This window comes from Terriglobia bacterium (assembly GCA_020073185.1).
Taxonomy (GTDB): domain Bacteria; phylum Acidobacteriota; class Terriglobia; order Terriglobales; family Acidobacteriaceae; genus JAIQGF01.
Genome location: JAIQFT010000017.1, coordinates 13,737 through 28,137, shown reverse-complemented (window position 1 = coordinate 28,137; position 14,401 = coordinate 13,737). Strand labels below are relative to the sequence as shown.

Annotated in this window: 14 protein-coding genes and 1 tRNA gene; 14 read left to right on the top strand and 1 reads right to left on the bottom strand. The window is 62.3% G+C overall.

The genetic code is table 11. The annotated features are described in order from the left end of the window. Positions 1-53: 53 nt before the first annotated feature. The 10 genes from LAN64_08175 (at position 54) to LAN64_08130 (ending at position 9,647) form a co-directional block, all read left to right on the top strand. On the top strand, positions 54-989 hold the full coding sequence (locus LAN64_08175; GenBank protein MBZ5567813.1) for an ABC transporter ATP-binding protein: 936 nt from the start codon (positions 54-56) through the stop codon (positions 987-989). Continuing rightward, positions 986-1,762 (top strand): ABC transporter permease, encoded by a 777-nt coding sequence (locus LAN64_08170; GenBank protein MBZ5567812.1) that lies wholly within the window; start codon positions 986-988, stop codon positions 1,760-1,762. Before LAN64_08175 ends, LAN64_08170 begins: the two co-directional genes overlap by 4 nt. Before the next feature lie 64 nt (positions 1,763-1,826). Next, positions 1,827-2,750, top strand: coding sequence for a hypothetical protein (locus LAN64_08165; GenBank protein MBZ5567811.1), 924 nt, complete (start codon positions 1,827-1,829; stop codon positions 2,748-2,750). Positions 2,751-3,021: 271 nt separating this feature from the next. Next, complete coding sequence (gene lolA / locus LAN64_08160) at positions 3,022-3,678, top strand: outer membrane lipoprotein chaperone LolA (GenBank protein ID MBZ5567810.1); 657 nt, start codon at positions 3,022-3,024, stop codon at positions 3,676-3,678. 148 nt (positions 3,679-3,826) lie between these two features. Further along, positions 3,827-5,044 (top strand): type II secretion system F family protein, encoded by a 1,218-nt coding sequence (locus tag LAN64_08155; GenBank protein ID MBZ5567809.1) that lies wholly within the window; start codon positions 3,827-3,829, stop codon positions 5,042-5,044. Between the two features lie 190 nt (positions 5,045-5,234). Next, on the top strand, positions 5,235-6,896 hold the full coding sequence (locus LAN64_08150) for a GspE/PulE family protein (GenBank protein MBZ5567808.1): 1,662 nt from the start codon (positions 5,235-5,237) through the stop codon (positions 6,894-6,896). Between the two features lie 52 nt (positions 6,897-6,948). Beyond that, positions 6,949-7,827, top strand: coding sequence for a hypothetical protein (locus LAN64_08145; protein MBZ5567807.1), 879 nt, complete (start codon positions 6,949-6,951; stop codon positions 7,825-7,827). A 64-nt stretch (positions 7,828-7,891) separates the two neighbouring features. Further along, the gene (locus LAN64_08140) at positions 7,892-8,503 is read left to right on the top strand and encodes a hypothetical protein (GenBank protein MBZ5567806.1); all 612 of its coding nucleotides are present in this window, start codon (positions 7,892-7,894) and stop codon (positions 8,501-8,503) included. After that, a complete protein-coding gene (locus LAN64_08135) occupies positions 8,503-9,045 on the top strand; it encodes a hypothetical protein (protein MBZ5567805.1) in 543 nt (180 codons plus the stop codon). Before LAN64_08140 ends, LAN64_08135 begins: the two co-directional genes overlap by 1 nt. Then, entirely contained in the window at positions 9,042-9,647 is a 606-nt protein-coding gene (locus LAN64_08130; GenBank protein MBZ5567804.1) for a hypothetical protein, read from the top strand. The genes LAN64_08135 and LAN64_08130 overlap by 4 nt, the downstream gene beginning before the upstream one ends. A gap of 124 nt (positions 9,648-9,771) precedes the next feature. Here LAN64_08130 and LAN64_08125 read toward each other — a convergent pair whose 3' ends face one another. Continuing rightward, positions 9,772-10,131, bottom strand: a complete 360-nt coding sequence (locus tag LAN64_08125; GenBank protein MBZ5567803.1) for an iron-sulfur cluster assembly accessory protein — start codon at positions 10,129-10,131, stop codon at positions 9,772-9,774. 290 nt (positions 10,132-10,421) lie between these two features. Between LAN64_08125 and LAN64_08120 the strand changes: the two genes are divergently transcribed. The 4 genes from LAN64_08120 to LAN64_08105 all read left to right on the top strand — a co-directional run bounded on the left by LAN64_08120 (position 10,422) and on the right by LAN64_08105 (position 14,396). Further along, the gene (locus LAN64_08120) at positions 10,422-10,697 is read left to right on the top strand and encodes a hypothetical protein (GenBank protein ID MBZ5567802.1); all 276 of its coding nucleotides are present in this window, start codon (positions 10,422-10,424) and stop codon (positions 10,695-10,697) included. Between the two features lie 222 nt (positions 10,698-10,919). After that, positions 10,920-11,004, top strand: a tRNA-Leu gene (locus tag LAN64_08115). A gap of 396 nt (positions 11,005-11,400) precedes the next feature. After that, a complete protein-coding gene (locus tag LAN64_08110; protein MBZ5567801.1) occupies positions 11,401-13,011 on the top strand; it encodes a tetratricopeptide repeat protein in 1,611 nt (536 codons plus the stop codon). Further along, complete coding sequence (locus LAN64_08105) at positions 13,008-14,396, top strand: nodulation protein NfeD (GenBank protein MBZ5567800.1); 1,389 nt, start codon at positions 13,008-13,010, stop codon at positions 14,394-14,396. Before LAN64_08110 ends, LAN64_08105 begins: the two co-directional genes overlap by 4 nt. Positions 14,397-14,401: the final 5 nt, after the last annotated feature.

The window sequence follows — 14,401 nt, the reverse complement described above, 5'->3', positions numbered from 1 at the left end:
GCCTGGGTACTTCCATGGCGCCCCCACATATAATTACGCTGTCCAAGACGAACATGGCCGCCATCGAAACCTTCGCGCTCGAAAAGACCTATCTGGCCGGCTTCGTGCGCAAGCGCCCCAAGATCGCGCTCAAGCCGCTCACCCTCACCGTACCTGATGGCGAGGTCTTCGGCTACCTTGGCCCCAACGGCGCCGGCAAGACCACTACGCTCAAGCTCCTGATGGGCCTGATCTTCCCCAGCGGCGGCTCGGCAAGAATTCTCGGTGGGGATTGGCGCGATCCGGAGGTCAGAGCCAGCATCGGCTTTCTCCCGGAGCAGCCGTACTTTTACGATTATCTGACCGCCTCGGAACTGCTCGATTACTACGCCCAGCTTTCCGGCGTGCCTGCCCGCGAGCGCCGCCGCCGCATCGGCGAAGTGCTGGCGCGCGTCGGTCTGCCTGAAGCCGGTCATACCCAACTCCGCAAATTCTCCAAGGGAATGTTGCAGCGCGTAGGAATCGCCCAGGCAATCATTCACGACCCCAAGCTGGTCTTTCTCGACGAGCCTATGTCCGGCCTCGACCCCATCGGCCGCCGCGAGGTCCGCGACCTGATCCAGTCTCTCAAAGACGACGGCAAGACCGTTTTCTTCTCAACCCACATCCTTGCCGACGCCGAGGCCCTCTGCGACCGAGTCGCTGTACTGCACAAGGGCGAGCTGCGCGGCGTCGGGGTCATGCAGGACCTGCTCGCGCGCTTCAGCGGCAACGTCGAGATCATCTGGGACGGCGCTGCCGCTATCCCCGCTCTCCAGGCGCTCGGCTGCCAATGTCACCTCACCGGCGAAACCATCCGCGCCGTCTTGCCGCAGGCTCAACTCGATGCGGCCACTGACGCCATCCGCCGTGCCCATGGCCGCCTGATGTCGATCACCCCGGTGCGCGCTTCCCTGGAAGACTACTTCCTTGAAAAGCTGAACGATACACCGGTGGAGGTAGCGCGATGATCAACCGCGTCGCCGCCATCTCGTTCAACACCTTCCGCGAAGCCGTCCGCGACCGCGTTCTCTACAACCTCATCTTTTTTGCCCTCCTGCTGGTCGCCTCGGCGCTCTTGTTCGGCCAGATATCCATCGGTATCGAGCGCATGGTTCTCATTAACCTCGGGCTGACCGCGGTTTCCATCTTCGGCATCGTGATCGCCATCTTCATCGGCATCGGCCTGGTCTCGAAAGAAATTGACAAGCGCACGCTCTACACCGTCCTGGCGCGCCCGGTTCGCCGCTGGGAGTTCATTCTGGGGAAGTTTTTCGGCCTGGTGGGCACGCTGGTGGTCAACACCATTTTCATGGCGATCGGATTTTTCGCCGCGCTCCTTTACCTCGTCCATCATTTCCAGCGCAGCGACACCTATTTGCTGGTGGCGCTCTATTTCATCGTCCTCCAATTCGTGATCGCGACTGCGCTTGCCTTACTGTTTTCCTCGTTCTCCTCGCCATTGCTTTCGGCCGTTTTCGCCTTCGCCCTGTTCATCATCGGGACGTTTGCCGAAGACCTGCGCTCCTTTGCTGCCCTCGCCCACGGACCCGCCGGCTGGATCGCCACCGCCGCCGCTTACCTGGTGCCGAATTTCTCGGCGCTTAACGTCATCTCCTCGGTCGCTCACGAAGAGCCGGTGGCGCGCACGCTGGTCGCCTACAACACCGGCTATGCGCTGCTTTACGCCGCTGCCGCGATTTCCGCCGCCGCTTTGATCTTTGAGCACCGGAACCTCAAATGAGCCTAAGCCATAACAAATCCGCAATCGGCAAAGCTCTTCAAATCGCCCGATCACGCGATAGATCATGAATCATCGCGCCGCCATTACCGTCACGCTCGCCACGGTGATGGGAGCGTGCCTGGCCTCCGCCGTCCTGCTTCTCCGCCGCATCGATGGCATGCGCTCCGGCGGCACGTTGGAAGAGGTTCTCTACATCCCTTCGCCGAAGGTCCTTAAGCGCATGAGCCTCGGCTACAACGGCCTGCTCGCTGACGTTTACTGGACCCGCGCGGTGCAGTATTTTGGCGCCAAACATCGCGCCCGCGCCATGCAGTACCAACTCCTGGCGCCGCTGCTCGACGTCACCACCGAACTCGACCCGCACCTCATCGTCGCGTATCAGTTTGGTTCTACGTTCCTGGCGCAGAAACCGCCGGAAGGCGCCGGCCAGCCCGACAAGGCCGTCGCGCTCGTGGAGTGCGGCATCCGGGCCAATCCCAATCGATGGCAGCTTTACTATGAACTCGGATTCCTGCAATATATGGAGCTGCACGATCCCGCCGCTGCCGCTCGCGCCTTCGAGCGCGGATCGAAGATTCCCGGCGCGCACCCGTTTCTGAGAGTGCTCGCCGCGGCTATGGCGCAGCACGCCGGCCAGATCGCAACCGCTCGCCTGCTCTGGACCACCACCTACGAAACCACGGAGGACAGTACGATCCGCGCCAATGCCTTCAAACACCTCCGCGCGCTCAAGGTGGATGAAGACGTGCCTAAGTTGGAAGAACTCGCCGCCGAGTTCCAACGCCGCAGCGGACGCCCGGCGAGCGGATGGGGGGAACTGATCGACGCCGGCCTGCTACGGGGCATTCCGGTTGATCCGCTTGGTAAACCGTATAAGCTCATGTCCGACGGCCGCATCGAAGTCGCCGATCCCGATTCCCTGCCCTTCATCAACCAGGGCCTGCCGGCGGGAAAAAAGCCGCGAGAGTCTGGTACTCGCGGCCTGTAGCTTGAAGGGGACACGGTTGTCGGTTGTCGGTTAGCGGTTGGCGATTAGTGGTTGTCGGTTTGCGGTTGTCGATTCCCACATCTGCCAAAGGCGGGCAGATGTGGGGCACCAGGCGTTGATCACGAGTGCAGGAGGGCGCAGAACGAAGATGCCGGACCGTGATGGGCGCAAGAAGGTACAGACACCGCATGAGTGCTGCCAGTTCCTAAGGCAAACGAAGTCCTGACGACGGAAGACTGAGTCATTCGTGCCGATTCCTGATCTAAGAACCATGCCCCTTCTGCTCCGTGCTGCAATCTTTCTTGTCCTTAGCGCGACGGCGCTCGCTCAGACCGATATTCACCAGCTCGCGCTGTCCGTGGACCGTCGCTACAACAACCTGCAGTCGCTGGAAGCGCAATTCACCGAGACCTACCGCGGCGCCGGCCTGAGCCGCAACGAATCGGGCACGCTCTGGCTCAAGCGCCCCGGCAAAATGCGCTGGGATTATCGCCAGCCCCGCCCCAAGCTCTTCATCAGCGACGGCAAGACCGCGTGGTTCTACGTCCCCGGCGACCAGCAGGTCCGCAGGGCCTCGGTCAAGAAACTCGACGACCTGCGCTCGCCCTTGCGGTATCTGCTGGGAAAAACCAAGCTGGAAAGAGAGTTCTCCGGCCTGTCCATCGCCCCCGACGTCAAGCCGTTCGATGCCGCCGATGTCGTCCTCCGCGGTGTGCCCAAGGGACTGGAGGACCGCGTCACCCAGGTCTTGCTGGAGATCACGTCCGACTCCAAGATTCGCGCCATCACCATCGAGCAAGCCGACGGCTCCACCACAGAATTCCGCTTCTCTGATCAGAAGCCAGGCATCTATATCGCAGACAGTCAATTCCGCTTCACCCCTCCCCCCGGAGTCGAAACTGTCGAGGCCACCGAGATTTCTCAGTAGCAGCTACGATTCGGACAAGACTATCGGCCTGCACGGGGCTTGCCGAGGACGAACGACCAACGACTAACGACTGCTCCGATCCTGAGTCGCAGTGTTACACTGATAGCAAATTGCCTCCCTTGTGCGGCAGTAGAATCAACAGCGTCGAATGGCTGAATTTGTCATCAAAATGGCCGACGAGCACGGCCACGTCCTCGAACAGACCGAGAACGGCATTTCGCCCAACGAGGTCCGCGAGCGCTTCTCGCAGTTGGGCTACATGGTGTACTGGGTCAAGCCGCGCGGCCTCCTGGTCGGGGGCCAGATCCAGCTGCCGCGGCGGCGCAAGATCAGGATGGACACGTTCGTCGTCTTCAATCAGCAGTTCGTCACGCTGATTCGCGCTGGCCTGCCCATCTTGACCGCGCTGGACCTGCTCATTCGGCGCCAGCGCAATCTCTATTTCCGCACTTTGCTACAAAACGTGCGCGACCGCGTCAAGAGCGGCGAATTGCTCTCCGATGCGTTCGCCGCGCAGGGCGCCTTCCAGCGCATTTACACCACCACGCTGCTGGCGGGCGAGAAAAGCGGCAACCTGGAAGAGGTGCTGAACCGCTACATCTCCTTCCAGCGCCTAGCCATGACCTTTCGCAAGAAGCTGATCGCTTCCCTGATCTACCCCGCTCTGCTGGCGACCCTGGTGGTCGTAATGCTCGCCTTCCTTTTGACCTACGTCATCCCGCAGTTCGCGACCCTGTACACCGCCATTGGCCGCGCCGACGCTATTCCGCCTTTGACGCAGTTCATGCTGGCCATCGGCGTCGGCGCCCAGCATTACGCCATCCACGCGGCGGCCTTCTTGCTGCTCGTCTTCGCTTTGGTCTGGCGATGGAGTCATTCCCAGGCCGGCGGATTTGCCTTGGAGCGGCTGCGCGCCCGCATACCGCTGTTCGGCGAGATCTCCTTGAAGTACCAGGTTGCGATGTTCGCGCGCATGCTGGCTACCCTGCTCGCCGGCGGCTTGCCTTTGGTGCCGTCACTGGAAACCGCCGGCAGCTCGATGCAGAGCCGCCTGATGGCCTCGGCCCTGGCGCGTGCCGCAAACCGCGTACGCGAGGGCGCATCGCTTTCCAAGAGCCTGGAGGAGACCGGCTCTGTCCCCGATCTCGCCGTCGAGATGATCGAGGTCGGCGAATCCACCGGCGCGCTCCCGGCCATGCTGACTTCCGTCGCCGAGTTCTATGAAGAAGACGTGCAGACCGCGCTTACCGCTGCTATGTCGCTGATCGAACCGGCGATCCTCATTGTCATGGGCGTGATCGTCGCCTTCGTGCTCCTTTCGCTCTACCTGCCGATCTTCACCCTCGGCGCCGGAGGCGTGCGATGATGCAAGTTCTGTCCCGTTCTCCGTTCTTGTTGAGGAAACACATTCTTTGTAGCACTTATGATTTCGACCCTGACGCGAAGCGGAAGGGGAGAAATTGCTTTTGCCGTCGACCATGAACCATCGACTTTCGAGTTTGCCAACGATCAACGAGCAATGAAACCAACAACTAACCACCCACGACTGACGACCCATGGCTACTGACAAGAAATCTCTTTTCGTAAACGGCGGCAACGGCGCCGCCGCTGCCACTCCGGCGGAAGAAGAGGGGCGCGCGCGCGATCTGGCCCGCCGCTATCGCTGCGAATTCCTCGATCTGCGCAACCACCACATCCAGCACGAGCTGATGAAGAAGATCCCGGTCGAGCTCATGTTCCGCTTCAACTTCGTTCCGCTGGAAGAGCTCGCCGACGGCTCGCTCGTCATCGCCATGGCTGACCCCAGCCAGCTGATGATGATCGACGAGATCGGCCTGCTGCTGCACAAGCGCATTCGCACCCGGGTTGCCACGCTGTCGCAGATCAGCGACATCCTGAAGAAGACCGAGCAATCCCAGCGCGTGCTGGACGAGGCCAGCGAGGGCTTCACCCTCGATGTCATCCCCGAGGATGGAGAGAGCGAGGAGAACATCTCCATCGAGCGCCTGGCTTCCGCCGAGAGCGACATCTCGCCCATCATCCGTCTGGTGGACACCACCATCTTCACCGCGCTCCAGCGCCGAGCCAGCGACATCCACATCGAGACCCGCGACGACTCGGTGGTCATCAAGTATCGTATCGACGGCGTGCTCCAGCAAGCCATGCAGCAAATCGCCAAGGAGCACCACTCCACCATCCTGTCGCGCATCAAGGTAATGAGCGAACTCGACATTTCCGAGCGCCGCGTGCCCCAGGACGGCCGTTTCCGTGTGCGCTATAACGGCCGCTTCATCGATTTCCGCGTCTCCATCATGCCCTCGATTCATGGCGAGGACGCCGTGCTGCGCGTGCTCGACAAGGAGTCGATGAGCGAAAAGTTCCACAAGCTCAATCTCGACGTAGTCGGCTTCGACGACGACACCTTGCACCGCTTCCGCCGCTATATCCATGAACCCTACGGCATGGTGCTGGTCACCGGTCCTACCGGCAGCGGCAAGACGACATCGCTCTACGCCGCGCTGAACGAGATTAAGACCGACGAGGACAAGATCATCACCATCGAGGACCCGGTGGAATACCAGATTCGCGGCGTTACCCAGATTCCGGTCAACGAAAAGAAGGGCTTGACCTTCGCCCGCGGCCTGCGCTCCATCCTGCGCCACGACCCGGACAAGATCATGGTGGGCGAAATCCGCGACACCGAGACCGCCCAGATCGCCATCCAATCCGCTCTGACCGGCCACCTCGTGTTCACCACCGTCCACGCCAACAACGTCGTGGACGTGCTGGGCCGTTTCCTCAACATGGGCGTCGAGCCCTACAACTTTGTCTCCGCGCTGAACTGTATCCTCGCCCAGCGGCTGGTGCGCGTCATCTGCGATGCCTGCAAGAAGCAGTTGCATTACCCCCCTGACATCCTAGAGGCCAGCGGACTGGATCCGAAACTCTGGGGCGACGTTCCCTTCGGTGAAGGCGTGGGCTGCATCGAGTGTAACGGCACCGGCTTCCGCGGCCGCACCGCGATCAGCGAACTACTGGAACTCAGCGATCGCATTCGCGAAATGATTCTGGAGCGCAAGCCGACTTCCGAGATTCGCCGCGCCGCTCGCGACGAAGGAATGCAGTTCCTGCGCCAGTCGGCGCTCGATAAAGTAAAGTCCGGCACCACCACGCTGAAGGAGATCAACAAGGTCACGTTTATCGAAACCATGAGATAACGTGTGGCACGCGCGCACCCGCGTGCGATCCTCCTGCTGAGAACTAGAGCCAATGGCCGCTTCCGACAAACCGCGTATCGCCTGCGAACTCACTTCCGAGCGCGTCATCGCCGCTCGCGCCGCCGATTCCGGCGCCGTGGAGGCCGTCTCCGCCCGCAGCATCCCTCCGGGCAGTCTGGCTCCCGGTCTTGGCGCGTCCAATGTCGCCAACGCGGGCGCGGTCCGCGAAGCTGTCTCCGAGGCTCTCACCGCCGTCGGCGCGCGCTCGCGCGACGTCATCGTCATCCTGCCCGACGCCGCCATTCGCATCGTGTTGCTCGATTTCGAGGAGCTTCCCGAGCGCCGCCAGGACACCGACCCTGTCGTTCGCTTTCGTCTCAAGAAGTCGCTGCCCTTCGACGCCGAGCAGGCCGCGCTCTCCTATGACGTCCGGCGGGCCAACGGCAACGTGAAGGTCATCGCCGCTGTTACTCCTCCCGCGGTGCTCACGGAATACGAAACGCTGATCCGCGACGCCGGCTACAGCCCGGGCGTGGTGCTGCCTTCGATGCTGGCCGCGCTCGGCGCCGTCGACGCCGAGAGCCCCACGCTGGTCCTTAAGGTGGACGTCACCACCACCACCGTCGCCATCGTTCAGCCCGAGGATGTGCTGCTTTACCGCACGCTGGAGAACCCGCACGGCAACCGCCTGGATGCCGCCGCCCTGGCCGACGACATTTATCCTTCGCTCGTGTTCTTCCAGGACAACTACGGCATGAAGGTGGACCGCATCCTGCTCGGCGGACTGGCCTCGGCGCGCGAAATCGGCCCCGCCCTGGAATCGCAGACGGGCGCTCGCGTCGCCGACCTGATATCCGCTTCCCAGGTCGGAGCGCAGGGAAATCTCGCGCCTACGCTCTTCGCCGGCGTGGTAGGAGCCTTGCTCGGATGATTAACGGAATACTGAATCGCCGCGTGCCAACGGCCAACGGCCGAGGGGCAGAGGCTGGTTACTGATGAAGTTCAAGATCAATCTGGCCAGCCAGCCCTACGAAAACGCCCAGCGTTTTTTCCTGCTCTGGGGCGCCGCACTGCTGGCTGCCACGCTGTTCACCGCCGCCCTCGTTTACGGCGCCGTAGCCGGCTGGCGCCATACGCACGCGGTCAATCAAAGGATCGCAGTAGAAAAATCCACCTTGGAAAAGCTCAACCGGCTGGAGCAGCAGGACCTTGCCGTCCTCAACAAGCCCGGCAACCGCGAGGTCCGCGACAAATCCCAGGTGCTCAACAGCCTCATCCTGCGCAAGGAATTCTCCTGGACCCTGATCTTCGCCGACCTGGAGCGCCTCGTGCCGACGCGCCTGCACGTCATCTCCATCGCTCCGCAGCTCGATATTAATAATGAGATCGAGATCCACATGGTGGTCGCCGGCGACTCTCGCGACAAGGCCATCGAGCTGGTCCAGAACATGGAGAAGTCTCGCGAGTTCCGCCACGCTCAGGTGCTGTCCGAAAGCAGCACAGCCCGCCAAGGCGGTGGCGCTCAGCCCGGCGACACCGTGCAGTTTGAAATTACCGCGCAATATGTGCCGGTCGCGGCCGCCGCGCAGGAAGGGGGCGGCCAGTAATGACGAACCTTCGACTGGCGCGCAAACGCATTTACGTCGTCCTCGGCGTGCTGCTGGGTGTGGACATCGCCGCCGCCCTCGTGCTGCTCACCCCCATCGCGGGCGCCGGCGCCGCGCGCGGCCGGGAATTCGAAGCCGTGCGCCGCCAAGTACAGCAGAAAATGCAGATCGTCATTCCGCCCGACCAGGTCCAGACCCGCGTGGACCAGGCGCGTACCCAGATTGATGCCTTCTACGAGCAGCGCCTCGCCTCCGGCGCCGCCGCTCTCACCGCCGAGATCGGCAAGCTCGCGTCCTCTAACGGCGTTAACCTCAACTCCGCCAAGTACGAAGAACTAGATTCCGACCTCCCCAACCTCAACCACCTGCGGATTGGCGCCAATATTACCGGCAACTATCTCGCCGCGGTCAAGTTCATCAATGCCATCGAGCGCGACAAAGTGTTTTTCATTATTGATAGCGTCAGCTTGGGCGAGCAGCAGGCCGGCCAGGTCCGCCTTGCTGTCAGCCTGGAGACTTACCTGAAGAGTGGAGCGCAATGAAGCTGGGCACGGAAAATCGGACGACCACGATCGTTGCGAGCGTGCTGTTTCTCGTTGCCATCTTCCTGCTGGCGCGCATGTGGTCCGGAGGAGGCCGCCCCGCTGCTGCCGCTACTCCCACCACCACTCAGGCTGCGGCCGCCGCCGCTCCTCAGTCCCCGCGCGGACGCCGTGCCCGCGGCCACACCCCTGGAGGTCATGATACAACCACACTGGCGCCGCTCGACCCGCGCCTGCGCCTCGATCTCCTCACCCGGAGCGAGCACACCGACTACACCGGCACCGGCCGCAACATCTTCCTCGCCGAAGCCGAAATTCCCAAGCCGATCGAAAGCCCGATCAAGAAGGCCGAGAATACGCCCCCGCCCCCGCCACCCGGCCCTCCCCCTCCGCCGCCTATTAACTTGAAATTCTTCGGCTTGGCCAGCCGCAAAGGCGAGCCGACCAAGATATTTCTCGGCACCGGCGAAGACGTTTTCGTCGCCGGCGAAGGCGACATCGTCAACCGCCGCTACAAGATTGTGAAGATCAATCCCAATTCGGTCGACATCGAGGACGTCCTCAGCAATCACCGCCAGACCATTCCCCTCACCGCCCCCTGATTACGGCGCCTTGGTTCTCAGCGAACCACTGGCTACGAACCACCCGCCGCTCAAACAAAGAGCCCCGCGTCTCCGCGAGGCTCTTAGAATTTGTTCTGGCTAACGACTAAAGGCCAATAGCTTCTTACACGTTGAACGACGACCCGCACCCGCAGGTGCTCTTCACGTTCGGGTTCTCGAACTTGAACCCGGCGCCTTCCAGCGTCTCGATGTAGTCAATCTGGGCGCCGTTCAGGTACATCAGGGAGGTGGCGTCCACGAACACTTTCAGGCCGTCGAAGTCGTAGCTCTTGTCCATCAGCCCAGCCGCGTTCTCGAACGACATCGAGTACGAGAACCCGGAGCATCCTCCGCCCACCACGCCCACCCGCAGTCCTGCCGGGACCGGGTTTTGCTGCGCCATGATTTCCTTTACCTTGGCGATTGCGTTCGGGGTCATGTTGATCGGCGCCGTCTTGGTCGGAGTTGTCGTCGTTGTCGCCATTTGGTCTCCTCTGATCCTTTCGAGCCGGATTATAACATTCCGCAGAGTCTCGTCACACCCTGGTGTGACCAACCCTTGGCTCGTTTGATTCCAGCAGATTGGATGTCCCGCGCTACCCCCGGGTCGCACTTTCCGCCGGTCCACGGGTCCTCGGTTCTTGCGCCGTGGGCCTTGCGCCAGAAGTCTGCGGCCTGAAAAAAATCCCCCGCTTCGACTTGCCCTCAGGCATATAATTTCCGCAAGGCTCCGGCTCGTGCCGGGACCTGGCGACCAAACAACCGGGGTGACGTATGTCATCGACGTTGACTAATCTTCTGATCGTGTGGGGCGTGCTCACGGCAGTTCTCGTCATCCTGCTGATCTACCGCAGCACGCTGGCCATGCGTGAGGACGATCAGCTCTTCCTCAATGAATCCGAATCCCACATGCAGATTGAGCAGCAGCAGGTCATCGCTCGCCTCAACAAGGTGAATTTGCCGGTTCGCATTCTTGGCGCCGCCTCCGGCCTGCTCATCCTTGTTATCGCCGGCATGTGGATTTACGAGGGCCTCAGCCGCGTCCAGTAACTTCCCGGCGCGACGGGGGCACGGGTGAGTGTGGCACCCTCAGCGTGGCTCGAGCAGCGCGCTTCCACGAAATTCTCGCCTGCGAGAACCGTCGCACTTGCTCCACGAGCCTCCCCTCTTGGCCGTCCACAGCGATATCTGCAGAATCAACAGTGAATTTGCCTTTGCGGTGCCACGTTTCCGCGATGCCCGATGCCCGGAATGTTGCTATCATTACCGCGTGCGAGAGTGGCGGAATTGGCAGACGCACCAGACTTAGGATCTGGCGGGGCAACCCGTGGGGGTTCGAATCCCCCCTTTCGCACCATCAAGTTGCAGCGGTGCCGGTTTCAGGCTTTTCGTCGCTGTGCCCAATTTTGTGCCCACCTGGGTTTTATCCGGTTTCTCCGAAGCGGACACTGTCTCAGCTCCAAACGGGGGCAAAGGCCCGTTCAATCGCGTCGGCCTGAGGGTGAATCTACCGCTGCGTGATGGCAATTGAGCTATGCCCCGCGATCCGCGCCAGCGTGAAGGCATCGCATCCCGCCTGGGCAAGACTTGTTAGCTCCGCGTTCGCGTCTCGACATTTGCTCTAGGGAGACTTCTCCAGGGGGGGCTGGTGGGTTTGCTGCAGCAATGCGGAATTCGAGAATTTCCAACCACCTGCTCTGCTCCCTCTCTTCGTCCATTTTCCCCACTCTGCAGCGGATATAATCGAGGTATCTTGAAGCTGCTTCGACACATCATTGTCGTGCTGCTGGTTTCCTTGCCGAGCACCGGCGCAGCCGCGCAAACGCGGCCGGCGATTCCTGCCGCCCGCACCCTGGTCGTGCTTCCCTTCGAGAACACCTCGAAAGCGCCGGGGCTGGAGTGGATCAGCGAATCCTTCCCCGAGATCCTGGGCAAGCGTCTGGCATCGCCGCTGCTCTACATCGTGTCGCGCGAAGACCGCAGCTACGCCTTCGACCGCGCCGGCGTTCCCGCCAACCTTCATCTTTCACGCGCCACGCTCTACCGCATCGCCGAGCAGATGGACGCAGACTTGGTCGTGCTCGGCGCCTACAGTTTCGACGGCCAGACGTTCACCGCGCGTGCCCAACTGCTCGACATGAAGGCGCTGCGGCTGTCCGCCGAGCAGGTCGAATCAGGGACGCTGGTCAAGCTGATTGACATCCAGACCGCGCTCGCCTGGGACCTGCTGCGGCTGGTGAATCCCGAACTGCCGCCCTCGCGCGACCAATTCGTGGCCGCCGCCGGCGCCATCCGACTCGACGCTTTCGAAAATTATGTTCGTGGCGTGATCGCGACCTCGCGGCCGATCAAGATCAAACATTTCCGCGAAGCTATCCGCCTCAGCCCCGACTACACCATGGCCATGCTGCAACTGGCGCGAACCTACTTCGACGAGCGCGATTACGAACAGGCGGCGCCATGGTTCGCACGGGTTCCGCGCAGCGATCCGGCGGCGCGCGAAGCCAACTTCTACCTGGGCTTGGCCGCCTACTACCTGGGCGACTTCGCCAAGTCGGAAGAGGCGTTTGACTTCGTGGCCTCGCGGCTGCCGCTCACCGAGGTTTACAACAACCTGGGCGCGGTCAGCGGACGGCGCGGCAAGCGGGCCGAGATTGACTACTTCCAGAAAGCGGTCAAGGCCGATGGCAGCGATTCCGACTACCACTTCAACCTGGGGGTCGCGCTCTATCGTGCGGGCGATTTCGCCGGCGCTTCCCGCCAGTTGCGCGAGACGCTTTCGCTTCGTCCGACCGATTCCGAAGCCAAGACGCTGCTCGACAGCATCGCCGCCGGCAGCGTGGCCCGGACCACCGACGGTGCGGTTCGGGTCTCTGACTCGGGTGGCCGCACGAAGATCCCGATGGCGCGCATCAAGCGCAACTACGACGAGACTTCCTTCCAGCAGCTAGCGCTGGAAATCCAGAACGCCGCCGAAGCGCGCCTGGCGAAGACCGACTCGCGCTCGCACGCCGCGTTTCACGTCACGCGCGGGCGCGAGTTTCTGGCCAAGGGCTTCAACGCCGAGGCGGAGCGCGATTTCCGCGAAGCCATTCAGCTCGATCCGACCAGCGCCGCCGCGCACATCGGACTGGCACGCTCGTTGGAGGACATCAGCGACGCCGGCGCGCGCGCCGAGGCCCAAGCCGCGCTGCGCCTGGAGCCGATCTCAACCGAGGCTATGCTGGTGCTGGCGCGCCTTGACCTGAAATCCAACCAGCCACAGGCAGCCGAAGAAAACGTTGACCGCGTCCTCGCCCTGGAACCCGAAAACTCCGCGGCGCTGGCACTGAAGCGAACCATCGCTGAGAAGATCCAGAAATGAAGAATGAAGAAGTCAGAACGAAGGATGGTTTGGATTGGGCACAGCAGCGCCGCACCAGGCGTTTTTCATTCTTCACTTCCCTGCTCGCGCTTCTGCTTCTGGTATCCGCAGCCACTCCGGCGTGCGCCGAGATCCTGCGCCTCGACGTCCACGACACCATCCACCCCATCAGCCTGGAGTACATCACGCGCGGCATCGTCGAGGCCAAAGCGCAGCACGCCGACGCCATCCTCATCCGGATCTCCACGCCCGGCGGGCTGGCTGAATCCACGCGCGAGATCATCCAGCAGATCGTGGCCTCGCCGGTTCCGGTCATCATCTACGTGGCGCCCAGCGGGGCCCGCGCCGCCTCGGCCGGATTCTTCATCCTGGAGTCCGCCGACATCGCGGCCATGGCGCCGGGCACCAATACCGGCGCGGCGCATCCGGTGACCCTCGGCGGCGGGCAGCCAGACAAGATCATGTCGGAGAAAATCGAGAACGATTCCGCCGCTCTCATGCGCGCGGTAGCCGCCAAGCGCGGACGCAACGTGGAGGTGGCGGAAAGCGCCGTACGGCAATCCAAATCGTTCACCGACCAGGAAGCGCTAAAAGACAAGCTGATTGACGTGGTCGCGCAAAACGACGAAGACCTGCTCAAGCAACTCGACGGCCGCACCATCACGCGCTTCAACGGCGAGACCGTGACCCTGCATCTGGCGGGCAAGCCGGTGCGCGAGTTCGACATGACGCTGAAGCAGAAGATTTTGGCTTTCCTGATGGATCCCAACATGGCGTTCGTGCTGCTCGCCATCGGGCTGCTGGCGCTCTACGTCGAGTTCAACCATCCCGGCGCGATCGTCCCCGGCGTGGTCGGGTTTTTCTTTGTCGTGCTCGCCGTCTTCGCCTTGAATATCCTGCCGGTGCGTTACGCCGCGCTCGCACTGATCCTGGTCGCGTTCGTCTTTTTTGCGCTGGAGGCGAAATTCGTTTCGCACGGCATTCTCACCATCGCCGGCATCGCATCGCTGGTGTTGGGCGCGCTGCTGCTGGTGGACGCACCCATCCCGGAGATGCGAGTACGGCTCTGGACCGCGCTGGCGGTCGCCATTCCGCTCGGCGTGATCAGCACGTTCCTGATGGGCATCGCGCTCAAGGCGCGGCGCGGCAAGATCACGACCGGGGCGCAAGGCCTGGTCGGAGAAATCGCCATCGCCCGCACCCCGCTCGTGCCGCAGGGCAAAGTCTTCGTCCATGGCGAACTATGGAACGCGATCTCTTCCGTTCCGGCTGACGCCGGCGAGCAAGTGCGCGTCCGCGCCGTGGCAGACCTGCATCTCGAAGTGGAACCGGTGACCGTCAGCAGCCCAGACCAGCGCGCGCCGAATCAGCCGGCGCATACCTAGAGTGA

What these genes read in the sequence shown, in the direction of transcription:
- LAN64_08105 (MBZ5567800.1), top strand. Translation starts at nt 13,008, where the DNA reads ATGAAGAATGAAGAAGTCAGAACGAAGGATGGTTTGGATTGGGCACAG.
- LAN64_08135 (MBZ5567805.1), top strand. Translation starts at nt 8,503, where the DNA reads ATGACGAACCTTCGACTGGCGCGCAAACGCATTTACGTCGTCCTCGGC.
- LAN64_08155 (MBZ5567809.1), top strand. Translation starts at nt 3,827, where the DNA reads ATGGCTGAATTTGTCATCAAAATGGCCGACGAGCACGGCCACGTCCTC.
- LAN64_08140 (MBZ5567806.1), top strand. Translation starts at nt 7,892, where the DNA reads ATGAAGTTCAAGATCAATCTGGCCAGCCAGCCCTACGAAAACGCCCAG.
- LAN64_08170 (MBZ5567812.1), top strand. Translation starts at nt 986, where the DNA reads ATGATCAACCGCGTCGCCGCCATCTCGTTCAACACCTTCCGCGAAGCC.
- LAN64_08125 (MBZ5567803.1), bottom strand. Translation starts at nt 10,131, where the DNA reads ATGGCGACAACGACGACAACTCCGACCAAGACGGCGCCGATCAACATG.
- lolA (MBZ5567810.1), top strand. Translation starts at nt 3,022, where the DNA reads ATGCCCCTTCTGCTCCGTGCTGCAATCTTTCTTGTCCTTAGCGCGACG.
- LAN64_08130 (MBZ5567804.1), top strand. Translation starts at nt 9,042, where the DNA reads ATGAAGCTGGGCACGGAAAATCGGACGACCACGATCGTTGCGAGCGTG.
- LAN64_08175 (MBZ5567813.1), top strand. Translation starts at nt 54, where the DNA reads ATGGCCGCCATCGAAACCTTCGCGCTCGAAAAGACCTATCTGGCCGGC.
- LAN64_08120 (MBZ5567802.1), top strand. Translation starts at nt 10,422, where the DNA reads ATGTCATCGACGTTGACTAATCTTCTGATCGTGTGGGGCGTGCTCACG.
- LAN64_08165 (MBZ5567811.1), top strand. Translation starts at nt 1,827, where the DNA reads ATGAATCATCGCGCCGCCATTACCGTCACGCTCGCCACGGTGATGGGA.
- LAN64_08145 (MBZ5567807.1), top strand. Translation starts at nt 6,949, where the DNA reads ATGGCCGCTTCCGACAAACCGCGTATCGCCTGCGAACTCACTTCCGAG.
- LAN64_08150 (MBZ5567808.1), top strand. Translation starts at nt 5,235, where the DNA reads ATGGCTACTGACAAGAAATCTCTTTTCGTAAACGGCGGCAACGGCGCC.